We start from the raw sequence: 22,124 nt of genomic DNA, 5'->3' as shown, positions 1-22,124 counted from the left end.
GACGAGCCGCACCACCGCGGACGTCCCCAGCCGCTTGTCGACGGCGACCCCCAGCCAGGCGCCCGGCGGGGACGCCGTCGAGCCCTCCGCCGCCCCTGACCGCGGAGGGCCCGCACAGCCGTAGGCCGTGTCTGGCACCGGCACCCGGCGGCGGGGTCAGTGCCCCTTCACACCGCTCACCTCGTTGGGGGGCTGGGGAAGCCGCACCGAGGCAAGCCGTTCGCCGGACTCGATGTCGAACGACACGAGTTCCTTGCTCGACGGGTCGGACACGTACGCGGTGTTCTCGCGCACGAACAGCGCCGGGCGCGGCTGCTGCCAGTCCAGCGGCTCCTGCCAGGCACCGAGGGCGGAGATCTTCTTGGTGGTCCTGCCCGTCTCCGGGTCGATGACATGGATCTTGCCGTCCGTGCCCAGGACGAGCGCCTCACCGTGCGGGCCCCGGGCCAGCGAGCGGAAGGTGTAGCTGGTGCCGATGTCGACGAGCCGCATCTCGCCCGATCGGGTGTCGATCAGCGATATCTGTTCCGGACGCTCCAACTCGGCGTCCTGGTCCTTCTTGTAGTCGCCGAGGACGACCGGCGACTCGTCCGATCCGGCCTGGTTGCCGATCCGGCCGTACGCCGTGGGACTGTCCACCTTCTTGATCGCGCCGTCCTTGTAGACGAGGACACCGTCCTCACAGCCGATGACGACCGCCTCGCCCTTCGCGGTGGCCTCGCCGTGGACTCCCGGGCACTTCTCGCTCCGTGTGATCTCCTCGCGGTCCGCATCGAGGACGGTGATGCCGACCCGCTCCTCCTCGGTGCCCAGCGTGGTCACCAACTCGCCGTTCGCCAGCCGGATGGCGACCCCGTGGTGCGGGTCCGCGGAGTCGTACGTCTCGGTCTTCGGCCGGGTGTCACCGAGGTCCTCCGGGTCGAAGACGGTGACCTCGCCGGTGCCGTCCGAGAACAGGACGGTCCTGCCCGCGTGGTGCACGACGTGGCCCGGCTTGGGCCCCTTGAACTCGACGTCCGTGAGCCGCCGTCCTGCCGCGTCCATGACCCGGAAGCCGGTCGCGGTCGAGACCATCACATGACGGTCGTCGCCCGCCGGGTTGACCCGGTTGAACCCCTTCAGGGGGATGTCCTCGGCGACCTTCAGCGTCCGCCCGTCGAGTACGTAGAGCCCGCCGTCGTACGTCACGACGACCGGGTCCTCGACCGGCTTCGCCGGCGTACCGGACGACTTCCCCGGTTTCTCGGCGGCGGAACCGGACGGGTCGCCGCCGCACGCGGTGAGCGTGACGGAGGCCGCGAGCAGGACGCCGACGGCGGCCTTCGCCCGGTGGAGTCTTCCCTTCGCATACTTCATTTCGTGGTTCTCCTCTCCATGGCCGTCGCCCGGCAGGGGCGACGGCGTGGCTATTCGGTGCTCAGAGCGGTCGCTATGGACCGGGTGTTGGCGCGCATCATTTCCAGATAGGTGGCCGCGCCCTTTCCTTTCTCGGTGAGGGATTCGGAGAACAGCGGAACGACGTCGACGTCGATTCCGGCCTCCTGTTTCAGGACGTGGGCCAGCCGGTCCGGCTGGGAGGAATCCGCGAAGATCGCGCCCACCCCCGCCTTCTCGACGGCGGTGGCCAGGGACGTGAGATCGGACGCGCTCGGCGAGGCCAGGGTGGTGCCGCTCGGGACGACGGCGCCCACGACGCGGAATCCGAAGCGCTGGGCCAGATAGCCGAAGACATGGTGATTGGTCACCAACTGGCGCCGTTCCTCGGGGATTTCGTCGAACGCCGTCCGCATCCAGGAACTCAGGCCGGCGACTTTCGCGCCGTACTGGGACGCGTTCTTCTCGACGGCCGCCCTGTCGACGTCTTTCACGTTCTCGACGACCTCGTCCGCGATGACGCCGACCGCCTCGCGCACCCGCTCGGGGTCGGTCCAGAAGTGCGGGTCGGGCTGGTCCGCGCTCTCGCCGGACCGGTACCTGATCGGGTCGACGGCGTCCCCGACAGCCAGGGTGGGGACACCGGCCTCCTTCGCGGCCGCCACGTGCCGCAGGACGTTCTCCTCCAGCCCCAGCCCGTTGTGGACGACGAGATCGGCCTGTTCGACGGTGGCCGCCTGCGTCGCCGAGACACCGAAGGAGTGCGGGTCGGCGCCGGGGCGCATCAGCACCGTCACGTCGGCCTCGTCGCCGACGACGTTGCGGGTGATGTCGCCGAGGATGTTGGTGGTGACGACCACGGTGGGCCGGTGGTCCCCGCGCGCCGCACAGCCGCCGGCACCGAGTACCGACGCGCAGATCAGGGCCAGGGCGAGGGGCAGGAGGACGGGGCGGGCCGAGCGGTGACGGTTCGTCGTCGGGCGGTTCGTCGTCCCGTTCATCGTCCGGTCTCCACCATGTACGTCGGGGCGAAGCCGAGCGGGAAGGTCCGGGCGAGCCGGAGCCCGTCGTTGTAGTCGATCTCGTAGACCTTCTCCGCGGCGGCGTCGTTGACGTACGCGCGCGTGGTGTCGATCTCGATGACGGCCGGAGTGGCGCCCGGAGCGGCGCCCTTCGTGAGGAGTTCCTTGCGCACCGTGCGCTTCCCGGTGGCGATGTCGTACGCCGTGAGGACGCCGTCCCCGCCGAGCGCGAGCAGCGGAGCGCCTTCCCCGGCGGTGTTGGCGGCGACGACCGGACCGGTCCTGATCCGTGTCCAGGCGCGGTCGGTGACATCGAGGATCCAGACCGCGTCGTCGCCGGACCTGGCCGCGAGGGTGGTGCTGCCCGCGCGGTGACGGAAGTCGACCGCGCGATCGGCGGCGCTCACCTCCTCGCCGTACGCGATCTTCTCCGCGCCGAACCTCCCCTTGTCCTCGCTGACCAGCAGCGCGCCGTCGGCGCAGCCGAACACCACGCCCCGCCGGGTGACGGCCGCGCCCCGTGCCTCGGCGCACGGTTCATCGAGGGTGGCCACGCGTGCCCCGTCCCGGTCACGGACCTCCACGGTGTCCCGCCCCGCTCCCGCCGGTGCCACCAGCAGGTGCTGCTCGTAGGGGACGATCGCCGCGCCGTCCGTGCCGGGCAGCGCCTTGCCCCGGGGGACGGTGCCGCCCTCCAGCCCTTCGCGGTCGAACAGTTCACCCGCGCCCCGCGCCGGGGACACCGCGGTCACGGCCTGGTCACTGTGGACATGGGCGGCGCCGGCCGCGACGATCCGTCCGACCTCGCGGATCGCGGCCCGGTAGTAGTGCACGTGATCGCCGTGGTCCACCGTCCAGCTGCCGGTGTCGACGGTGTGCGTCGCGCCCTCGGTACGCAGATGGGCGAACCGGCCGTCGGCGAGCAGCCCCCGTACACCGTCGGTCCGTTTCAACCGTGTGATGTCCCCGGTGATCAGGTCGAGCACGCCGACCGCTCCGGTGCCGGCGTCGGCCAGGACGAGACGGGGCTGCGGTTCGGCGGTCTCCTCGGCCCCCTCGACGTATCCGTGCGGCGCCGGTGAGGACTTGGGTGCGGCGGCGGGCTGCCGGCCGCCGTCGTGCAGGCAGCCCGTGAGCAGCGCCGAGCCGGCGAGCAGCGCCGAGCCGGTGAGTACGGCGCGGAACAGGGCTGTCGCGGGCCGGATCTTCCTGGGTGTCATGACGGATGTCCGTATTCCATGTGCGGGCGGTCGGCCGTGGGGGTGGTGGTGGACCTTGTCCACCGGTGGTGAAGGCCGGCGGTCAGGGTGGAGAGCAGGAACTGGAGGACCGCGGTGGCCGCGATCGTCGCCCCGGCGGCGGTGCCGAGGTGCCAGGAGAGCAGCAGGCCGAGGAATGTCGCGCTCGCCCCGAGACAGGCGGCCCCGGCCATCACGGCCGGGATCCGGCGGGCCCACGGGAGCACCGCCGCCGGCGGCGCGATCAGCAGACCGAAGACCAGCAGCGTGCCCACGATGTGGAACGACGCGACGATCGCGAGGGTGAGCAGCGCCAGCAGCGCCGTGTGCGCGACGCGCGGCCTCAACCCCAGTGTGTGCGCCTTGCGTTCGTCGAAGGCCAGTGCGACGAACGGCCGGTGTCCGAGTACGGAGATCACCAGCGCGACGCCCAGGGCGACCCCGAGGTGGGTCAGGTCTGCCGGGCGGACCGCCAGTACGTCACCGAAGAGGAAGCCCGTCAGGTCGACGGCGAACGACTCCGAACCGGAGACGACGATCACGCCGAGCGCCAGCATCCCGACGAACAGCAGCCCGATGGCGGTGTCCTGGGACAGGCGCGGCGAGCGGCCGACGAGGCTGACGCCGGCGGCCATGACCGCCGCGCTCACCGCCGCGCCGACGAGCAGGTTTCCGCCCAGCAGTGAGGCCAGCGCGATGCCGGGGAGCATGCCGTGCGACATGGCGTCCCCGAGGAACGCCATGCCCCGCAGCACGATCCAGGTGCCCGCCAGGGCACAGATCGCCGACACCAGGACGCCGCCCCACAGGGCCCGTTGAACAAAGGCCACCTCGAAGGGACCCACCAGCCATTCCATGGAGCCGGACACTACAATGAAAATGATTATCGTTTCAAACTAGAGAGCGGGAGTGCTCCGGGAATGCCATGGCACATAGGACTCGACGAGATGTCGGCGGGCTACGCGAACCGCGTGGTGCTGCGTCAACTCACCGCGCACATACCGGCGTTCACCACCACCGCCGTGGTCGGCCCGAACGGTTCGGGTAAATCGACCCTGCTCGGGGTGCTGGCCGGTGTGATCCCCGTGACAGCGGGAACGGTGGAGCGCCGGACCGGTGGACGCGCCGCGTTCGTGATGCAGCGCAGCAGGGCGGCCGACGCGCTGCCCCTTACCGTGCGGGACACCGTGGCGATGGGCCGGTGGGGACGGCTCGGGCTGTGGCGGCGGTCCTCGCGGCGCGACCGCGAGGTGGTGGAGCGGAGCATGGAGTGGCTCGGCATCACCTCCCTCGCGCACCGGCAGCTGGGAGAACTGTCCGGCGGGCAGCGTCAACGGGCGCTCGTCGCCCAGGGGTTGGCCCAGGAGGCCGATCTGCTCCTGCTGGACGAACCGGCCACCGGCCTGGACGCGGCGGCGGAGCGACTGATCGCCGACGTCCTGGCCGACGCCACGGCGGAGGGTGTGACCGTCGTCCAGGCGACGCACGACCTGACGGCGGCCCGCGCGGCCGGGCATGTCCTGCTGCTCCAGGACGGACGCCTGCGGGGCCAGGGCACTCCCGCCGGGACACTGACCGACCGGGTCGTCGAGGAGGTCTGGCGCCTGCCCCGCCGCGCCGGATGAGCGGATACGCGGGCCGGGACGCCCGGCCGGGGCGTGCGGTTCAGCCGTCGCGCAGGAGAGCGCGGGTCTCTCTGTCGATCTGGCGGGCTTCTCCCGTGGACACGACGATCACCGGCACCGCCGCTTCGGGCGGGCTCACCAGCCGGGCCGGCACCTCGTCGTCGGTCGGTGGCACCAGCAGACCGCCCGTGACGCCGAGGATGCCGAGCCCCGCGCAGATCTCCTCCCGCACCTCCGGCTGGTCCTCACCGATCTCGCCGGTGAGGACCAGCGCGTCGAGACGGTCCAGGGACGCGGCCATCGCGGCGATGCCGCGGCGGCAGTGGTGGGTGAAGACGTCAAGGGCCAGAGCGGCCCGCTCGTCCCCGGCCGCGCGGTCGCGCACCAGGTCGCGGGTGTCGCCGGAGGAGCCCGAGAGGGCCAGCAGACCCGATCGGTGGTTGAGCGCCTCGTCGATGTCCAGCGCGGACAGGCCGTGCCGGGTCTGGAGCCACGTCAGGGCGCCCGGGTCGACGGCGCCGCTGCGACGGCTCATCACGAGGCCGTCCAGCGGGGTGAAACCCATGGTGGTGTCGACGCTCGTGCCGTCACGCACCGCGCACGCCGAACTGCCGCCGCCGAGATGGGCGATGACGATCCGAAGGCTCTCCGGGGTTCGCCGGAGCAGTTCGGCGGTGCTGCTCAGCGCCCACGCGTAGGACAGGCCGTGGAACCCGTAGCGCCGTACGCCGTACTCGCCGCGCCATGTCTCGGGCACGGCGAACTCGCGGGCCGCCGTGGGCAGTCCGGTGTGGAAGACGGTGTCGAAGCACGCCACGTGCGGCACGTTGGGCAGCAGCTCGCGGGCCGCGTCGAGCACGAGGAGCGCCGGCGGGACATGGGAGGGCGCCAGGTCGGCCGTGACCTGAAGGACGTCCCTGACCTGGTCGTCGACCAGGGTGTGCCGCCGCAGGTCGGGGCCGCCGTGCACGATCCGGTGTCCCACCGCCATGGGCGCCGGAGCGTATCTGAGCAGATCCCGGAGCTGCCCGGACATGTTGTCGCCGGGCGCGGAGGCGTTGTCGTACGAGGCCAGTGCCGTGCCGTCGTCCGCGAAGACGGTCAGATGCAGACTCGACGAACCCGCGTCGGCGACCAGCACGGGGTCACGTTCATGACTGGCCACGACAGCCCTTCCTCTCAGCTCCCCCGTTCGGCGGACAGGACCCGAACGGCGGTGCCGACGAGGGACGCGCGCGTCAACCACGCACGGGCGCTCTCCGTCGGCATCGGGCGTTGCCCGCAGCCTCAGGGTGAGTCCGGGCCCGCCTTCCGGCAAGTTTGGAGAGCAGCCATTCGGCTACCCATGGAGGCGACCGGTACGAGGAGCCCGTACGGGAGCGAACCCTGCGGGCGGCCGGCAGGAGCGATCCGTACGGACCGGGCGACGGGCCCACGACCGCGGAGGCAGGAGAGGCACCATGCGTATCGGAATCATCGGAGCGGGCCGTATCGGCTCGACGCTCGCCCGGCACTTCGCCGGCATCGGCCACGACGTCGCGCTCGCGAACTCGCGCGGCCCGGAGACCCTGGCGGAGCTGGTCGCGGGGATCGACGGCCCCATCCGGGCGGTCACCGCCGAGGAAGCCGCCCGGTTCGGCCAGGTGGTCGTCGTGGCGGTCCCCTACGGGCGCCTCCGCGACCTGCCGGTGGGCGAGCTGCGCGACAAGGTCGTGATCGACACCGGTAACTACTACCCGGAACGCGACGGTCACGAGCCCGCCCTGGACGACGACTCCACCACCTCCAGCGAGAACGTACGCGCCGCGACGGACTCCAACCTGGTGAAGGCGTTCAACTCCATCTACTGGGAGACCCTGCGCGACCGGGGGCGCCCCAAGGGCGATCCGGCGCGCCTGGCCATCCCCCTCTCCGGCGACGACGAGGAGGCCGTGGCCGTCGTGGCGGGTCTGATCCGCGACATCGGCTTCGACCCCGTGAACGCCGGCCACCTCGGCGGGGGAGGGCGCCAGCACCAGCCGGGAAGTGCCGTCTACGGCGTGGAGCTGTCCGCCGGCGAGCTGGACGCGCGGCTGCACAGCGCCTGAGACGGCGCCTCCGGCGGCCGGGGGCTCTCCCGGCCGCCCCCGCCGGCCCCCCTCGGAGCAGTACCGTGTGTGACAGAGGAGGGAGTAACGCATGAGCACAGACACGGCTACGGAGAAGGCGGTCCTCGCGGGCGGCTGCTTCTGGGGTGTGCAGGATCTGATTCGCGGTCTGCCGGGGGTGATCTCCACCAGGGTCGGTTACACCGGTGGTGACGTGGCGAACGCCACGTACCGTAATCACGGGACGCACGCCGAGGGCATCGAGATCGTCTTCGACCCGGAGAAGACCAGCTACCGCCAGATTCTGGAGTACTTCTTCCAGATCCACGACCCCACGACGCTCAACCGCCAGGGCAACGACATCGGCCTCAGCTACCGGTCGGCCATCTACTACATCGGTGACGAGCAGAAGCGGGTCGCCGAGGACACCATCGCCGATGTCGACGCCTCCGGGCTCTGGCCGGGGAAGGTCGTCACCGAGGTGGCCGAGGCGGGCGACTTCTGGGAGGCGGAGCCCGAGCACCAGGACTATCTGATCCGTTATCCCGACGGATACACCTGCCACTTCGTGCGGCCGGGCTGGAAGCTTCCCGTGCGCAGCGAGCGATAGGGACGCCTCCGGCGCCGACGGTGTCCGCCCGGCGACCGGGCGGACACCGGGCGGGCCGCTGGCCCGCACGCACCGGCCGTCAGACGGCGAAGACCTGCGCGTCGTCCGCGAACGCCTTGAACTCCAGCGCGTTGCCCGCCGGGTCGAGCAGGAACATCGTCCACTGCTCGCCGGGCTGCCCTTCGAAGCGGAGGTAGGGCTCGATGACGAACGTCGTGTCCGCCGCCCGGAGACGGTCCGCCAGGTCGTGGAACTCCGGCGGGGTCAGCAGCAGCCCGAAGTGCGGCACCGGCACGTCGTGTCCGTCGACCGCGTTGCGCACGCCCTCGCCGCGGCGCGGGGCCAGATGCGTCACGAACTGGTGGCCCCGCAGATTCCAGTCCACCCAGGTGTCCGCGCTGCGGCCCTCCGTCAGACCGAGTACGCCGCCGTAGAAGCGGCGCGCGGCGGCGAGGTCGTCGACGGGCATCGCGAGGTGGAAGCGCGGTATGCGGGAGTCGGGGGTGGTCATGGGGGTGTCGCCGCCCTTCGTCGCGGTCCCGGTGCCGGGCTCGTGTCCGGCACCTGTCCGGCTCGTGTCCGGTCTTGTCGCCGGGCCCGTACGCATGGTGCGTACGGCCCTCCACCAGTACTGCCCACGCGCGGCCCCGTCAGGCCGGTCTCTCCCGCACCACGTCCTTCGCCTCCTTGTCCTCCCGCAGCCCCAGGAAACGCGGATGGCGCAGCATTCCGTCCCTGGTCCACTCGGTGAACGCGATCTGCGCCACGAGCCGGGGCTCCGACCAGTGCGGAGCCCGTTCCCGGACCGTGTCCGCGAACGGCGACCGGGCCACCGCGGTCTCGTCGAGCCGCCGGCGCAGATCGGCCAGCGTCGCCCGGTCGTACCCCGTCCCCACCTTGCCCGCGTACCGCAGCCGCCCGTGCTCGTAGTGACCGAGAAGCAGCGCGCCGAAACCCACGCGGGAGCCGGACGGTTCCGTGTAGCCGCCGATGACGAACTCCTGCCCCTGCTCGCACTTGAGCTTCAGCCAGCCCGTCGAGCGCCGGGGCTCGTACCGCCCGGTGGCCCGTTTCGCGATCAGCCCCTCCCAGCCGTTGGCGCACGCCCGGTCCAGCAGTTCCCGACCGCCCGCGTTGCGGTGCGGCGTGAAGCGCAGCGGGGCCCGGTAGGTGAGCGCTCTGCGCAGCAGCGACTTGCGTGAGCGCAGCGGGATCGCCGTGAGGCCGGCGCCGTCGAGCCGCAGCAGATCGAACAGGTAGTACGTGACGGCCACGTCGCTGGCGCGGGCCCGGCGGGCGTCGGTGATCCCCATGCGCTGCTGGAGCCGGGAGAAGTCCGTACGGCCGTGGGCGTACGCGACGACCTCGCCGTCCACGGTGAAGTCCTCGCACTCCTGCGCGGCCAGGGCGTCCACGATCTCCGGATAGGTGGCATCGAGCCGTCGTCCCGTGCGCGACAGCAGCCGTACGCCCGACGCGTCCCGTACGGCGAGCACCCGGACACCGTCCAGTTTGCGCTCGAAGATCCAGCCGTCACCGAACACCCGCCGGTCGGTCAGGGTGGCGAGCATCGGCGCGGACGCCAGGACGGCGCCCGGCCGGTCGTGGTTGAGTCTGCGCCGCTCGTCGGCGGGCAGCGTGTCCAGGAGGCTGCTCATCGCGCCTCGCCTCTCTCCGTGAATCCGGCGAACCCTCCGGCTTGCGCAGAAGGTTCCCCGCCACGGAGCACCGAGCGCGCATGTCACCGGGGCCGATCACCCGTTAGGGCGTGTTTCGAAAGTCCCGCCTGGCTCGCGACGCCTGGCACGCACGCTCGCTGCGTTGTCGGAGTCGTCCAAGTACGTCCAGTACGAGAACGATCCTCCGCCTTGCGATCGCACGCACCAGACGCCGCGAGCCCCGCCCTGAGGGCGCACGGCGCTACTTTCGAAACACGCCCTAGGGGCCACCCCCGCGCGGCCGGCGGTGACGGTACGGGTCAGCCCGCCGCGCAACCGTCCCGCACCCGCCGCGATGCTCCGCACGTCGCCAGACTGCACCATCTGCGCCTGCCGCCGCTGTCGAGGAACAGCCAGCCGCACTCCTCGCCGGGACAGCCGCGCACCACGAGGCGGCGCGGATCCGACAGGAGGTCGGCGGCGCTGCGGGCCGTCGCGTAGAGGGGCAGACGCAGACCGGCCGCGGGGGAGATGTGCCAGCGGCCGAGACCGTCGCCGCCACGGGTGAACACCGACTCCCCGGCCGCCGCTTCCACCACACCCGCCACCGCCCGGAAGGCCGCCGTGTCCGCCGGATCCGTCAGACAGGCGTACAGGCGCGCACGGAACTCACGGGCCTCGGCGAGTACGTCCGCCGCCTCGCCGGTGTCGCGCCGTGCCCGTGCGAGCAGACGGGTGACGACATGGTCCCGCGCGAGGCCGAGATGACCGGCCCACACCGCCAGCGTGGTGTAGTCGCGGAGCCACTCCGAACCGGGCCGTTCGGGGCCGCCCCAGCCCGCGTACGTGTTGCAGAACTCAAGCGCCGGATGGCCGCTGGTGTTCCACGGCAGCCAGCGGTCGCGGACCCGTACCGCGTACAGGGGGGCGGGCGGCCGGTCGAGTGACGGATCGCGGCGCAGGACGCGCTCGTGAAGGGCGGCCAGGTCCGGTCCGGGCGCGACGCCGAGCCCGGTGGAGAGCGCGTGGCGTGTCGTCCGGTAGAGCCGGACGGCCTCGGCCGCGCGGCCGGCGCGGTAGAGGGCCGTCATCCGGGCGGCGACGAGGCGCTCCCGCTCGGGATGCTCGTCGGCGAGATCCGCCAGATCCGCCGCGACCCGCTCGTGCAGCCCCATCGAGAGCTGCGTCTGCGCGCGCAGTTCGACGGTGGACAGCCGCAGCGCGTCCAGATGGCCGCCGAGCCGCTCGCGGAGCCGGTCCCCGGCCACATCGGCGAGCAGCGGGCCCCGCCACAGCGCGAGGGCCCGGTCGCAGAGGAGGATCCGCTCGGCGGGGTCCGTGGCGTCGGCCGCGGCGCGGGCGAGCGGGACGAACTCCCGGGCGTCGACCTCGTACCCGCCCGACTCCAGGACATAGCCGTCGTGCCGGGTCTCGATACGCGGCCCGCCCCCCGTACGCAGGGCGGCCCGCAGCCTGCCGACGTACGTGTGGACGGTGCCGCGCGCCGACGCGCCGGCCTCCCCGTCCCACAGCAGATCGATGAGCCGGCCGGTCGTCACGACGTGCCCCGCGTCGAGCAGCAGGATCGACAGCAGACAACGCTCCTGGCGGCGGCTGCCGGTCAGGACCGGCCGGCCCTCGTGACGGGCCCCGAACGGTCCGAGCAGTGTGAACTCCATGGCGCGCCAAGGGTAGTCGGGCGCGCGGGAGCGGCAACCGGCCGTGGTGAGGATGTGGTCAGAGCCCGGCGGGACGCTGGAGCCCAGGTCATGGACCACCACTTCACCGGGGAGAACTCTGTGCGAGGCACCGTCGTAGCGCTACTGGCCCTCACCGCACCGCTGTTGGGAATCGGGACGTATCCCGCTCACGCGGCTCCCGGCACCGCGGAGAGCGGGTGGGAGCCCGCCCCCTCCGCACCGTGGGACACGGCCGCCGGTGTGCGGTGCGACTTCCCCGTGCACGCCGAGCCCGTCGTCGACGAGGTGGAGCGGCGGGTGGTGACGACCCATCCGGACGGCTCACCGGAACGCGTCCTCTACCGGGGAGACCTGGTGGTCCGGATCACCAACACCGACACCGGCGCCTTCCACGACGCGGACGCGAGCGGCACGGCGGCCGTGGACCATCGCGCGGACGGCTCGCAATTCTGGTCCGTGCTCGGCCCGGTGCTGGTGGGGTTCGCCGAGAACGGCGGCACCTTGGCGCGCGGCGTGTATCTGATCGACGGCGTGTACACCCTCGACATCAGCTCGGCCGGCTACAAGGACGTGACCATGGTCCACGGCTCGGTCGACGACCTCTGCGCGCGCGTCGACTGACGACGCACCGCGGCGTGCTGCTCCGGTCGTTCACTGCGGTGGTGAGCGCCGTCTTCGCCGTCCACCACCGGGACCCACCACCGCGAACCGGCGCCCTGATCCGGCGCGTTCCGGTACGCGTACCCGCCGGAGGCCCCTCAGGCAGGGCCCCCGGCCGGAGTCATGCGCCGGGCTGCGGAGCCGTGGCGTGGGACGCGCCGGCGAAACGGGCCGTCAGCCAGACCGGGTCCACGATGGCCGAGCCGACCACGACGGCGTGCGCGCCCGCCGCGAAGGCCGCGCGGACGTCGTCCGGCGTCGAGTAGCCGCGTTCGGCGACCACCGGCACACCGGCGGCGGCCACGAGTCCCTCCACCAGCCCGAGATCCGGCAGCCGGCCGGTGTCCGCCTTCGCGGGGTAGCCCATCGTCGACGAGCTCACGATCGCGGCACCCGCCGCCACGGCGGTGCGCGCGTCGCCGATCCCCGGCACACCGGCCTTGACCGGCCTGCCCAGCGCGACGAACGACGCGATGAGTTCGGACAGGTCCTGCCCGTCGTGGCGGCGCGCCGCCGAGTCCGCCTCCAGCTCCACGACGTCGGCGCCCGCGTCCACCAACGCGGCCGCGTGGGCCGGCGTCGGCGTGATGCGGACGACCCCGCCGTGCGAGCCGTCGATGCTCACGGCGAGCAGGGGGAGGCCGGGGACGGCGCGCTTCACGGCGCGTACGGCGTCCGGGCCGTCCACCTTCACGGCGACGGCGCCACCGGCCCGCGCGGCGGCGGCGAGCCGCACGACGTCGTCGACGTGGTGCCAGGGCGACTGGGGCGAGGGGGTGAGCGAGACGATCAGCCCACGGGGAATCGGGTTCATGCCGCGAACTCCTCGCCGTTCACCAGGACGCGCTCGACGGCGACGTCCTCACCGGTCACGATCAGGTCGGCCGGACCGCCGAGGGTGAGTTCCCCCGCGCCGGTGAGCCCGTAGAAGCGGGCGGGCGCGCGGCTGGCCAGGTTCACCGCGCGGTCGATCGGCCAGCCGTGCTCGACGAGCCCCCGTACCTGCTGAAGCAGCGTCACCGTGCTGCCGGCGAGGGTGCCGTCGGGCAGGCGCGGCACACCGTCGGTGACCGTGACCGTGAACCCGCCCACGGTGAAGGCACCGTCGCCGGCCCCCGCCGGGGACGCGGCGTCGGTGACGAGCATGACGCGGTGCTCGGCGGCCTTGAGCGCGAACAGTGAGGTCTCGCGCGCCAGATGGATGTCGTCGGCGATGAGCTGGATGGCGACCTCCTCCCGGTTGAGCGTCGCGCCCGCGATACCGGGTGCGCGGTGGCTGAACGCGATCATCCCGTTGAACAGGTGCGTGACCGCGCGGGCTCCCGCGTCGAAGCCCGCGTACGCGGTCGCCGTGTCGGCGCCCGAGTGCCCGGCCTGCACGATCACCCCTTCCCGGGCCGCCAGGGCGATCAGCTCCAGGGCGCCCGGCAGTTCGGGGGCGACGGTGATCGTGCGCAGCGGTCCCGCGTCGAGGAATCGCCGCACGATGCCGATGTCGGGGTCGCGGAGGTACTCGGTGCGGTGCACGCCGCGGTGGTGCGGGGACAGGAACGGGCCCTCGGCGTGCACGCCGACGACCTTCGCGCCGCGCGGCGCCGATCGCCGGAGTCCGCCGAGCACGCGCAGCTGGCGGACCACGTTCTCCTCGGAGTCGGTGATGACGGTCGGCTGTACGTGGAACACGCCGTCCCGCGTGAGCGCCGCGAACGCCCGCCCGAACTCCTCGGCCGTGGCCGCGTTGAAGTCGACTCCGCCGTACCCGTTGACCTGTAGGTCCACCAGGCCGGGCAGGACGTACCCCGTACCGGTGGAGGGCAGGCCCGCGCGTACCAGCCGGCCGTCGTCGACCTCGATGTCGCCCTTCACCCAGGCGCCGGCGATGACGGCGCCGCGTGCGGAAACTCTCATGGATACAACCTCGCTAGATGGGGAACGGCGCCGCGGCCGGCCGGCTCCGCCGCGGTCTGGGGGTGGTGCGCGCGGCCGGGCTGGCCCTCCAGCGCCGCGCGGAAGCGGTAGCGGTCGCCGCGGTAGACGCTGCGGCACCACTGCACGACACGGCGGTTCTCGTCGAACGTGGTCTGGACGATCTCCAGGACGGGATCGCCCGAAGACAGACCGAGCCGCTCGGCGATCTCGGCGGTCGCGCCGCGCGCTTCGATGACGCAATCGGCCCTGACCGCGTGCAGGCCGTACCGCTCGGCGAGCGTGGAGTACAGGGAAGCGGTCGTGAAATCGTGGTCGCCCAGTCCGGGCGCCGGACCCTCCGGGACGAGCGAGAAATCGATCAGGGTGGGGATGCCGTCCAGATACCGCAGCCGGACCAGCTCCACGACGGGAGCGCCCGGCGCGATACCCAGCAGGTCCGCCTCGTCGAGCGAGCCCGCGCGGGTCAGGCACTTCAGCACCTTCGAGCTGGAGGTCAGGCCGTTCGCGGCGGCGAGGTCCGAGAAGCTCACGAGCCCGGTGGCGCCCTCCTCGATCGACTCCGCCTCCGGCTCGCCGGACCGCACCGAGAGGGGTGCGGGCTTCTCCGCCCGCACCCACCGGGCACCGGCGACGACGTTCACCAGACCGGCCACCTCCAGATCCTTCAGCGCGTGGCGGACGGTGACCCGGCTGACGTCGAACTGATCGGCGAGAACCCGTTCGGAGGGCATTCTCGAACCGGGCGCGATGACGCCCGACTCGATGCGTTCCCTGAGGTGCTGCGCGACCTTGCGGTGCAGTGCTGGTGAAGTAGACATAGACCCGATTGTGTCCGTTGGAATCGAAGGGGATGGACGGATGGGGCGGCCCGCGTCGTACGGTGCGGGGGCGGGCGTCCGGCGGCCGGTCGGGTGACGGCTATTCGCCGTCGTCGAGCTTGGTGCCGGTGTCGAGGAAGAGGAACTCGTCGGGGTCGATCCCCAGGGCGGTTGCGGAGCGCAGCGCCACCTGTTGCAGCAGCGCCGCCACGAAGACGGGGACCTCCAGGGGGCCGTGCGTCTCGACCGGTACGACCAGGGTCCGTTCGCCGTGGGCGACGGGAGCGCCGGTGCGCAGCTCGACGATCCGGCGGCCGAGCGGGCCGAGGGCCCGGACGATCTGCCCGTCGTCGGGACCGTCGAGAACGATGTGCAGCGTCGAGGGGTTCGTCGACTCCATCAGACCGTGCAGATACTGCCGCGTCTCGAACGACGCCGCAGGCACCCGCACCACCTCGCGCAGCAGCAGCGCGCCGCCCTCGACCCCGCCGTACTGGTCCGCCGGCGCCACCAGGTCGATGATCGACGCGGCCGCCAGCAGGTCCGCGATCTCCTCGGTCCGGGCGGAGGCGGCGTCGAGGAAGGCGGCCAGCCGCTCGCCCAGGCTGAGCCAGGACGCGGACGGTTCGCCGTCGGTCCAGGTCTCGGCGAGCATCGAGACGGCCATCGCCGAGGCGGTGAACCCGATCGTCGAGGCGAGGCTGTCGGGCAGGTCGCCGAGGGTGAGCACCGAATCGGCGGCGCAGGCCATGGGTGAGTCGGTGACGTTGACGACCGCGAGCTTCTGGCCCGGGGCCGCGCGGATCACGTCGACCGTCTCGCGGCTGCGGCCCGACTGCGACAGCGCGACGAGCGTGGCGTTCTCGTCGAACGGGCCCGCCTCGGCCGCGTTGAGCCGGACACTCGGGATGCCGCGTGCCGACAGATGGGCGGCCGGTGCGGCGAGCGCCGCGAGGCTCGCGCCGATGCCGATGAAGGTGACCCGGTCGGGCCGGCCGGCGGCGCTCGCCGTGGCGATCGCCCGTTCCCGCAGTACCGGGGCGACTTCGGTGAGCCGGCCGGTCTGGTCCAGTACGCCCTCCGCGAAGGGGACGAAACCCTGTCTCAGAAACGCGTTGACACTCATCGGCCGCTGGCCGCCCTTCCTCGTCGTGCCAGGGAATCGATCACGACGGCGACGACGAGTACAGCGCCGGTGATCACGTACTTGACGGCGGAGGTCTGGTTGAGCAGATCCATGCCGTTGGACACCGCTCCGATGACGAGCATGCCGAGCAGCGCCGAGTAGGCGGTGCCGCGCCCGCCGAAGAGGCTGGTGCCGCCGATGACCGCGGCGGCGATCGCGTTCAGCAGGATGTCGCTGCCGCCGCTGGCCTGGTTGACCGCGAACAGCCGGGAGGCCGCGAGGACACCGCCGAAGGCGGCGAGCGACGAGGCGATCGTGAAGGCGATGACCTTCACCGTGCCGACCTGGATGCCCGCGCGGCGGGCCGCCTCCGCGTTGCCGCCGACGGCGAAGAGCTTGCGGCCGAACGTCGTACCGCGCAGCAGTACGTCGACCATCACCACGAGCCCGACGAAGATGATCAGCGACAGGGGTATGCCGTGCCACTGCGCGAAGACCGTCGTCGCCGCGAGGATCACGACCGTGATCACGGACGCGGGGACCAGGGCCCCGCTGAGCGGTCGCACGGTCAGACCGCGCTCGCGCCGCCGCCCGGCCGTGAGGAACGCCTTGCCGAACGCCGCCGTCGCGTAGACGAGGGCGATCAGGTAGCCGATCCACGCGGGGAGCGTGGTGTTGGCGAGGGAGGCGATCGCGCCGTCGTAGGGGATGTTGATCGTGCCGTGGTTGCCGAGCACGAGCAACTGGCCGCCCTGCCAGGCGAGCAGGCCGCCGAGGGTCAGGACGAACGACGGAACGCCGAGCTTGGTGAAGACGAACCCGTGGAACAGGCCGATCGCGGCGCCGAAGACGACGGCCAGGACGATCGCGAGGACCGGCGGCCACCCCATGTTGATGCTCAGCACGACCATGGTGGCGGAGGTGATCCCGCTGACCGATCCGGCGGAGAGGTCGATCTCCCCGATGATCAGGACGAAGACGATGCCGAGCGCGATGACGCCGGTCGAGGCGATCTGCAGGCTCAGGTTGGAGAGGTTCTGCGGCGAGAGGAACCGCTGGTTCGCGATCTGGAAGACCAGCGAGATGACGACCAGGCCGAGGATGACGGGCAGCGGTCCGAAGTCGCCGGTGCGCAGGCGCTGGACGCGCTCCCGTACCCAGTTCCCCTCCGACGGCGGTCCCGGTGCCAGGACGCCGCGCTGGGGGCGGCCGGTGGCGGTGTTCGTGGTCACGGTCTTCCTTCCTCGGCCCGGTCGCGGCGCAGCTTCCGGCGCTTGTGGGCACTGCTGTCGGCGATGCCCGTGATGGCCGCGACGACTTGCTCCTCGGTGGTCCCCTCGACGGGGAACTCGCTGACGCTGCGTCCGAGCCGCAGACAGACGATCCGGTCGGCCACGTCGAAGACGTCGGCGAGGTTGTGGCTCACCATCAGGACGGCGTGGCCCTCGGCGCGCAGCCGCTCGATGAGTTCGAGCACCTCGGCGGTCTGCTCCACGCCGAGGGCCGCGGTGGGCTCGTCCAGGATGACCAGCCGCGGGTCACCGAGCAGGGACCGCGCGATGGCGACCGACTGGCGCTGCCCGCCCGAGAGCGAGGAGACGGGGGCGCGCAGGTCCTTGATCCTGACGGAGAGCCGCTTGAGCAGTCCGACGGCGACCTGCTCCATGTCGAGCGCGCTCAGGAAGCCCCCGTGGTGCTTCTCGCGTCCGAGGAACAGGTTGGCGACGATGTCGAGGTTGTCGCAGAGCGCGAGGTCCTGGTAGACGGTCGCGATGCCGAGGCGTGTCGAGTCGATGGGCTTGCGCGGGGAGACCCGCACGCCGTCCACGGACATGGTGCCGCCGTCGCGGGGATGCGCTCCGGAGACCGTCTTGATCAGGGTGGACTTGCCCGCTCCGTTGTCGCCGACGAGTGCCACGACCTCGCCCGCGGCGACGCTCATGCTGACGTCGCCGAGCGCCCGCACGGCGCCGAAACTCTTGCTGATGTGCTCCAGCTGGAGCACGGGCGGCGGTCTTTCCCCCGCCGCTTCGACGGTCGGTGTCATCGGCCGTCTCCTTTCGTGTCGCGTTGGTCCGCCGCGGCGGCGACCACCGCCGGCCTGGCGAGGTGCCACGCGGCCGCGCCGGCGAGACCGGCGTCGTCACCGCACCGGGCGGCCCGCACGTCGACGTCCCAGGAGACGTGCGAGGCCGCGGTGTCGCGGATACGGCGGTCGAGCTCGTCGAGCAGGTGGGCGCCGGCCGCGCGGGCGAGCCCGCCGCCGACCACCAGTACGTCGGGCGAGACGACATGGCACAGGAGCACGGCGGCGGCCGCCGCCACGTCGGCGATGTCGGCGAGCGCGCCGGCCGCCAGCTCGCGGGCGTGCCGCGCCTGTGGAGTGGTGCCGCCTCCCGCGGCGAGTTCGGTCAGAGTGCGGTAGTCGACGTCCCTGCCGAGTTCACGCGCGGCCCGGAGCACGCGCTGTCCCGAACCGAGGTCCTCGATCATGGGGCGTCCGGCGCCGAGCAGGTGCAGGAACCCGATCTGGAAACCCGACAGACGTCCCGACAGCACGCGTCCGTCGCTCACCGCCGCCGCCCCCACACCCGTGGAGAGGGTGAGGTAGGCCGTCGTCGAGGTGGTGGCTCCGGCGCCGAAGTACGCCTCGCCGATCGCGGCCAGTTCGGCGTCACCGGCCAGCTCGACGGCCAGCCCGGTGGCCTCGGAGAGGTGTGCGGCCGACAGCCGGTCGAGGTCGGTGGACGGCAGGTTCCGTGCCACGTGCAGACGGCCCTCGACGTGGTCCACCCGTCCGGGCAGGCCGACGACCGCCGACACGGCGTCCGTACCGGCCGCGACACGGGTCATGAGGCGGGCGACCTGCTCGTGCGCCGCGCCGTGTCTGACGGGCTCCTTGAGCCGGGCGGTCGGGACGCCGCTCCGGTCGACGAGCGCCGCGCGGACCGTGGTACCGCCCAGGTCGACCGCTACGCACTGGGCGGCGTCACCGGTGGGGAGGGAGGCCACTCAGCGGAGTCCCGCCTTGACGCACGCCTTCTCGTAGTCGGCCGTGCAGATCTGATCGACGGTCAGATAACCGCTGTCGATCAGCACCTCCTTCATGTTCTCCATCGTCACGGCGATGGATTCGAGCAGGTAGGCGGGCACCTTTTGGGCGCCGTCGTCCACCGTGCCGTTGAGCAGCTCACCGGACGGCTTCTCGCCGCCCGCGAGCGCGGCGGCGGCCTTGGCACCGATCTGCGCCTCGGTCTCGACCGGCAGGTACGTGCTCTCGTACAGGTCGCCGGCGACCATGTTCTGGATGGCGTCGAGTTGCGTGTCCAGACCCGTGACGGGCGGCATCGGCTTGACGCCCGCGCTCTTCAGCGCGGCGATGACACCGGTGGCCATGCCGTCGTTGCCCGCGTAGACGCCGTCGATGTCGGACGCGCCGAGCTTGGTGATGGCCTGCTGCATCTGGTTCTGCGCGTTGGCGGCCGACCAGCCCTTGGTGTCGTACTCGGCGGCGACGGTGAAACCGGACTTGTCGATGACGCTGTGCGCGCCGTCCTTCTCCGGTTTGGCGCCGGAGTCGACCGGGTCGCCGTTCATCATGACGACGTTGCCGGAGGTCTTGCCGTCCTTCTTCAGCTTGTCGAGCAGCGACTGCATGCCGACCGCGCCCTGCTGGACGTTGTCGAACTTCACCGCGTAGTCCACGCCCGCGTTGTAGATGACGCGGTCGTAGCTCATGACCTTCGCGCCCTGCTTGCGGGCGCTGGTGACCGCGGCACCGGCGGCGTTGGAGTCGACGGGGTCGATCACCAGCACGCTCGCCCCCTCGGTCAACGCCGACTCGGCCTGGCTGAGTTGCTTGCCGGCGTCCCCGGCGGCGTTGTAGTAGCGCAGTTGGCACTTCGGGCAGCTCTCCGCGAGCTGCTTCTCGAAGGTCGGTTTGTCGCGCGCCTCGTACCGGGCGGTCGCGTTCTCCGGGAGCAGGAACGCGACGATCGGGTTCTTCTTGGCGCCGACGGAGGAACTGCCGGACGAGTCGTCCGTTCCCCCGGATCCGCCCTCTCCGCACGAGGCCAGCAGGAGGGCTCCTGCCGAGGCCACTCCCACGACGGCCATGCGTCTGCGACGTGAATGAGAAATAGGGTTCATGAGTGCTTTGTCTCCCTCGGGCCATGTGTGGCGGGGTGATGCGGAGCACGCTAGAACTGGCGCCAACCACTGGTCAACCCTCTGGTATCACGGCTCGATAACTGAAGTAGACCACTGGTATTACTTGGCACTGGCCTGGGAATCTTCACCCGGCCCAACCGCAGGTCTCGCAGCGGGAGCGGCTTCCGCCCCCGCTGAGACCTTGCGTCGAACCCTTCCGGCCCGTATCTGGTCCGAACCGGTGGTATACCTGACGGCCCGCCGCCCCGGGCGGTCGGCAACTAGGAGGCGCGGTGCGCCGGTTGGAGCCCGGCGTACACCCCGCCCCGCGTCATCAGCGCCTCGTGCGTGCCCACCTCGGCGATCCGGCCGTCCTCCATGACGACGATGCGGTCGGCGCCCCGGATCGTGGACAGCCGGTGGGCGACGACGAAGACCGTACGGCCGTCCACCAGCCGCGCCAGCGCCTCCTGCACCAGCGCCTCGGAACGGGTGTCGAGCGCGGAGGTGGCCTCGTCCAGGACGAGCACCCGGGGATCGCGTATGAGCGCGCGGGCTATCGCGAGCCGCTGCTTCTGACCACCGGACAGGCGCGCGCCGCGCTCCCCGACGACGGTGTCGAGACCGTCCGGCAGCCGGTCCACGAACTCGAGGGCGTTGGCGTCGCGCAGCGCCCGGCGCACCGTGGTCTCGTCCGCGCCGTCGAGCCCGTACGTGACGTTCTCGCGGATCGTGCCCTCGAAGAGGATCGACTCCTGCGGTACGACGGACAGGAAGCGGCGGTAGCTGCGCAGATCGAGGGCGGCCATGTCCCTGCCGTCCAGCAGGATGCGGCCCGAGGCGGGGCGGATGAAGCCGATGAGGAGGTTGAGCACGGTCGACTTGCCCGCGCCGGACGCGCCGACCAGGGCGATGGTCTGCCCGGGGCGCGCCGAGAGGGTGAAGCCTTCGACCGCGGTGCCGGGCGAGGAGTCGTACCGGAAACCGACGTCCTGGAAGTCGATGCGTCCCTCGACCGACTCCACCCGCTCCTTGCCCGCGTTGCTTTCGAGGTCCGGGGCCTGGAGTACCTCGCCCGCCGACCGCACGGACTCAAGTCCCTTGCTGATGACGGGTGCGAGAGAGAGCAGGGTGACCACGGAGCTGGTCAGGGTGGTGAAGAAGGCGCTCAGCATGACGACGTCGCCCGCCGTGATGGGCAGCAGCCCGTGGTAGGCGACCAGTGCCGAGCCCGCGAGACACACCACACCGAGGGAGTTGAGCAGTATCCAGGCGAGCGCGCCGAAACGCCCGTTGAGCAGATCGAGCCGCACCCCGGCCGCGAGCACCTGGCGCAGCGAGCCGTCGATACGGACCATCGCCGCACCCTCCAGACCGTGCGCGCGGGTGATCGGGATCAGCGACGTCATCTCGCTGACCCGCGACGACATGCGCTCCACCTCGTGGCGGAACGCCGCGTTGTGACTCTGCAACCGCCCGCGCAGCCGCACGATCAGGAAGCCGGCGGCGGGCACGACGAGCAGGAAGACGGGGAGGAAGGACGGCACCCGTACACCGATGACGACGAGTCCGCCGACGAGCGTGATCACGGCCGCCAGCCCCATGTCCGAGGACTGCTGCACCATCTGCTCCACCGTCTCCACGTCCCTGACCACCTTGGCCTGGAGCACACCGGCGCTGACCCGCGAGTGGTAGCCGATCGAGAGCTGCTGCATCCGGCGGCACAGCGCGTCGCGCAGCGCCATGCCCACCCGCCGTACGCTCCCGGCCAGACAGCGCACATAGAGCAGATGCAGAGGGAAGTTGAGCAGCAGGACCACGAGCAGGACACCCGCGTTGATCCAGATGCCGGAGACCGGGCCGTGCTGGACGACGGTGTCGATGATGTTGGCGGTGATGAGCGGGAGCAGCCAGATCGGGCTGTGCTTCCCGATGAACGCGAGGACGGCGAGGGCGAGTCGGGGGCGGTCGGGACGGAAGAGATAACCGAGGGTCCGTACGGGATGCTCACCCCGGTAGCGGTGGTCGAGCGCCCCCGCCGACGGGGTGGTGGAGACCGGTCGCTGCATGCGCCAAGCAAATCCCGCGCCCCACGGGCGTGCAACCCCCCTCCCTCCCGGGGGGCCTC

At 71.7% G+C, this 22,124-nt stretch carries 21 protein-coding genes; 4 read left to right on the top strand and 17 right to left on the bottom strand.

Going from position 1 to position 22,124, the window contains the following annotated elements:
- Nucleotides 1-156 precede the first annotated feature (156 nt).
- From aztD to aztB, 4 genes are read right to left on the bottom strand one after another with little or no spacing between them, the layout of a single operon-like run.
- Nucleotides 157-1,356 carry a zinc metallochaperone AztD gene (gene aztD / locus GXP76_RS02880; protein WP_242569793.1) on the bottom strand — a complete coding sequence of 400 codons (1,200 nt, stop codon included), beginning with the start codon at nucleotides 1,354-1,356 and terminating at the stop codon, nucleotides 157-159.
- 50 nt (nucleotides 1,357-1,406) lie between these two features.
- Complete coding sequence (gene aztC / locus GXP76_RS02875) at nucleotides 1,407-2,375, bottom strand: zinc ABC transporter substrate-binding protein AztC (RefSeq protein WP_277992910.1); 969 nt, start codon at nucleotides 2,373-2,375, stop codon at nucleotides 1,407-1,409.
- Nucleotides 2,372-3,616 (bottom strand): hypothetical protein, encoded by a 1,245-nt coding sequence (locus GXP76_RS02870; RefSeq protein WP_242569792.1) that lies wholly within the window; start codon nucleotides 3,614-3,616, stop codon nucleotides 2,372-2,374. The genes aztC and GXP76_RS02870 overlap by 4 nt, the downstream gene beginning before the upstream one ends.
- Nucleotides 3,613-4,491: a zinc ABC transporter permease AztB gene (gene aztB / locus GXP76_RS02865; RefSeq protein WP_242569791.1), complete on the bottom strand. Its 879-nt coding sequence runs from the start codon at nucleotides 4,489-4,491 to the stop codon at nucleotides 3,613-3,615. Before aztB ends, GXP76_RS02870 begins: the two co-directional genes overlap by 4 nt.
- 63 nt (nucleotides 4,492-4,554) lie before the next feature.
- Between aztB and aztA the strand changes: the two genes are divergently transcribed.
- Nucleotides 4,555-5,259 carry a zinc ABC transporter ATP-binding protein AztA gene (aztA, locus tag GXP76_RS02860; RefSeq protein WP_242569790.1) on the top strand — a complete coding sequence of 235 codons (705 nt, stop codon included), beginning with the start codon at nucleotides 4,555-4,557 and terminating at the stop codon, nucleotides 5,257-5,259.
- A 40-nt stretch (nucleotides 5,260-5,299) separates the two neighbouring features.
- Here the strand turns inward: aztA and GXP76_RS02855 are convergent, their stop codons facing one another.
- Entirely contained in the window at nucleotides 5,300-6,424 is a 1,125-nt protein-coding gene (locus GXP76_RS02855; protein ID WP_242569789.1) for an acetate/propionate family kinase, read from the bottom strand.
- A 127-nt stretch (nucleotides 6,425-6,551) separates the two neighbouring features.
- Between GXP76_RS02855 and GXP76_RS02850 the strand changes: the two genes are divergently transcribed.
- Both GXP76_RS02850 and msrA read left to right on the top strand, forming a co-directional pair.
- Complete coding sequence (locus tag GXP76_RS02850; protein WP_308354084.1) at nucleotides 6,552-7,346, top strand: NAD(P)-binding domain-containing protein; 795 nt, start codon at nucleotides 6,552-6,554, stop codon at nucleotides 7,344-7,346.
- A 91-nt stretch (nucleotides 7,347-7,437) separates the two neighbouring features.
- Nucleotides 7,438-7,956, top strand: a complete 519-nt coding sequence (gene msrA / locus GXP76_RS02845) for a peptide-methionine (S)-S-oxide reductase MsrA (protein ID WP_242569787.1) — start codon at nucleotides 7,438-7,440, stop codon at nucleotides 7,954-7,956.
- Between the two features lie 79 nt (nucleotides 7,957-8,035).
- Here msrA and GXP76_RS02840 read toward each other — a convergent pair whose 3' ends face one another.
- The 3 genes from GXP76_RS02840 to GXP76_RS02830 all read right to left on the bottom strand — a co-directional run bounded on the left by GXP76_RS02840 (nucleotide 8,036) and on the right by GXP76_RS02830 (nucleotide 11,293).
- Nucleotides 8,036-8,467 (bottom strand): VOC family protein, encoded by a 432-nt coding sequence (locus GXP76_RS02840; protein WP_242569786.1) that lies wholly within the window; start codon nucleotides 8,465-8,467, stop codon nucleotides 8,036-8,038.
- A gap of 139 nt (nucleotides 8,468-8,606) precedes the next feature.
- Nucleotides 8,607-9,614: a non-homologous end-joining DNA ligase gene (gene ligD, locus GXP76_RS02835; protein WP_242569785.1), complete on the bottom strand. Its 1,008-nt coding sequence runs from the start codon at nucleotides 9,612-9,614 to the stop codon at nucleotides 8,607-8,609.
- Between the two features lie 320 nt (nucleotides 9,615-9,934).
- Nucleotides 9,935-11,293 (bottom strand): BTAD domain-containing putative transcriptional regulator, encoded by a 1,359-nt coding sequence (locus GXP76_RS02830; RefSeq protein WP_242569784.1) that lies wholly within the window; start codon nucleotides 11,291-11,293, stop codon nucleotides 9,935-9,937.
- 120 nt (nucleotides 11,294-11,413) lie between these two features.
- Between GXP76_RS02830 and GXP76_RS02825 the strand changes: the two genes are divergently transcribed.
- Nucleotides 11,414-11,935, top strand: a complete 522-nt coding sequence (locus tag GXP76_RS02825; RefSeq protein WP_242569783.1) for a hypothetical protein — start codon at nucleotides 11,414-11,416, stop codon at nucleotides 11,933-11,935.
- 160 nt (nucleotides 11,936-12,095) lie between these two features.
- On the opposite strand, the gene GXP76_RS02820 is transcribed toward GXP76_RS02825, so the two are convergent.
- The 9 genes from GXP76_RS02820 to GXP76_RS02780 all read right to left on the bottom strand — a co-directional run bounded on the left by GXP76_RS02820 (nucleotide 12,096) and on the right by GXP76_RS02780 (nucleotide 22,065).
- Nucleotides 12,096-12,788 carry an N-acetylmannosamine-6-phosphate 2-epimerase gene (locus GXP76_RS02820; protein ID WP_242569782.1) on the bottom strand — a complete coding sequence of 231 codons (693 nt, stop codon included), beginning with the start codon at nucleotides 12,786-12,788 and terminating at the stop codon, nucleotides 12,096-12,098.
- A complete protein-coding gene (nagA, locus tag GXP76_RS02815) occupies nucleotides 12,785-13,882 on the bottom strand; it encodes an N-acetylglucosamine-6-phosphate deacetylase (protein WP_242569781.1) in 1,098 nt (365 codons plus the stop codon). The genes GXP76_RS02820 and nagA overlap by 4 nt, the downstream gene beginning before the upstream one ends.
- On the bottom strand, nucleotides 13,879-14,721 hold the full coding sequence (locus GXP76_RS02810) for a GntR family transcriptional regulator (RefSeq protein ID WP_242569780.1): 843 nt from the start codon (nucleotides 14,719-14,721) through the stop codon (nucleotides 13,879-13,881). Before GXP76_RS02810 ends, nagA begins: the two co-directional genes overlap by 4 nt.
- Nucleotides 14,722-14,821: 100 nt before the next feature.
- Nucleotides 14,822-15,847, bottom strand: coding sequence for an SIS domain-containing protein (locus GXP76_RS02805; RefSeq protein WP_242569779.1), 1,026 nt, complete (start codon nucleotides 15,845-15,847; stop codon nucleotides 14,822-14,824).
- Entirely contained in the window at nucleotides 15,844-17,079 is a 1,236-nt protein-coding gene (locus GXP76_RS02800; protein WP_242569778.1) for a sugar ABC transporter permease, read from the bottom strand. The genes GXP76_RS02805 and GXP76_RS02800 overlap by 4 nt, the downstream gene beginning before the upstream one ends.
- A complete protein-coding gene (locus GXP76_RS02795; RefSeq protein ID WP_242569777.1) occupies nucleotides 17,076-17,894 on the bottom strand; it encodes an ATP-binding cassette domain-containing protein in 819 nt (272 codons plus the stop codon). The genes GXP76_RS02800 and GXP76_RS02795 overlap by 4 nt, the downstream gene beginning before the upstream one ends.
- Entirely contained in the window at nucleotides 17,891-18,859 is a 969-nt protein-coding gene (locus GXP76_RS02790; RefSeq protein WP_242569776.1) for an ROK family protein, read from the bottom strand. The genes GXP76_RS02795 and GXP76_RS02790 overlap by 4 nt, the downstream gene beginning before the upstream one ends.
- Complete coding sequence (locus tag GXP76_RS02785) at nucleotides 18,860-19,996, bottom strand: substrate-binding domain-containing protein (protein WP_242569775.1); 1,137 nt, start codon at nucleotides 19,994-19,996, stop codon at nucleotides 18,860-18,862.
- 281 nt (nucleotides 19,997-20,277) lie between these two features.
- A complete protein-coding gene (locus GXP76_RS02780) occupies nucleotides 20,278-22,065 on the bottom strand; it encodes an ABC transporter ATP-binding protein (protein ID WP_242569774.1) in 1,788 nt (595 codons plus the stop codon).
- Between the last annotated feature and the right edge of the window lie 59 nt (nucleotides 22,066-22,124).

Source organism: Streptomyces sp. NP-1717, from assembly GCF_022695985.1.
Lineage (GTDB): Bacteria > Actinomycetota > Actinomycetes > Streptomycetales > Streptomycetaceae > Streptomyces.
Note: the sequence above shows the minus strand (reverse complement) of the source record. Positions and strands in the feature narration are given on the sequence as shown.

Excerpts from the sequence above, each read along its gene's own strand:
- aztD (WP_242569793.1), bottom strand. The coding sequence starts at position 1,356 with ATGAAGTATGCGAAGGGAAGACTCCACCGGGCGAAGGCCGCCGTCGGC.
- aztC (WP_277992910.1), bottom strand. The coding sequence starts at position 2,375 with ATGAACGGGACGACGAACCGCCCGACGACGAACCGTCACCGCTCGGCC.
- GXP76_RS02870 (WP_242569792.1), bottom strand. The coding sequence starts at position 3,616 with ATGACACCCAGGAAGATCCGGCCCGCGACAGCCCTGTTCCGCGCCGTA.
- aztB (WP_242569791.1), bottom strand. The coding sequence starts at position 4,491 with ATGGAATGGCTGGTGGGTCCCTTCGAGGTGGCCTTTGTTCAACGGGCC.
- aztA (WP_242569790.1), top strand. The coding sequence starts at position 4,555 with ATGCCATGGCACATAGGACTCGACGAGATGTCGGCGGGCTACGCGAAC.
- msrA (WP_242569787.1), top strand. The coding sequence starts at position 7,438 with ATGAGCACAGACACGGCTACGGAGAAGGCGGTCCTCGCGGGCGGCTGC.
- GXP76_RS02840 (WP_242569786.1), bottom strand. The coding sequence starts at position 8,467 with ATGACCACCCCCGACTCCCGCATACCGCGCTTCCACCTCGCGATGCCC.
- ligD (WP_242569785.1), bottom strand. The coding sequence starts at position 9,614 with ATGAGCAGCCTCCTGGACACGCTGCCCGCCGACGAGCGGCGCAGACTC.
- GXP76_RS02830 (WP_242569784.1), bottom strand. The coding sequence starts at position 11,293 with ATGGAGTTCACACTGCTCGGACCGTTCGGGGCCCGTCACGAGGGCCGG.
- GXP76_RS02820 (WP_242569782.1), bottom strand. The coding sequence starts at position 12,788 with ATGAACCCGATTCCCCGTGGGCTGATCGTCTCGCTCACCCCCTCGCCC.
- nagA (WP_242569781.1), bottom strand. The coding sequence starts at position 13,882 with ATGAGAGTTTCCGCACGCGGCGCCGTCATCGCCGGCGCCTGGGTGAAG.
- GXP76_RS02810 (WP_242569780.1), bottom strand. The coding sequence starts at position 14,721 with ATGTCTACTTCACCAGCACTGCACCGCAAGGTCGCGCAGCACCTCAGG.
- GXP76_RS02805 (WP_242569779.1), bottom strand. The coding sequence starts at position 15,847 with ATGAGTGTCAACGCGTTTCTGAGACAGGGTTTCGTCCCCTTCGCGGAG.
- GXP76_RS02795 (WP_242569777.1), bottom strand. The coding sequence starts at position 17,894 with ATGACACCGACCGTCGAAGCGGCGGGGGAAAGACCGCCGCCCGTGCTC.
- GXP76_RS02785 (WP_242569775.1), bottom strand. The coding sequence starts at position 19,996 with ATGAACCCTATTTCTCATTCACGTCGCAGACGCATGGCCGTCGTGGGA.
- GXP76_RS02780 (WP_242569774.1), bottom strand. The coding sequence starts at position 22,065 with ATGCAGCGACCGGTCTCCACCACCCCGTCGGCGGGGGCGCTCGACCAC.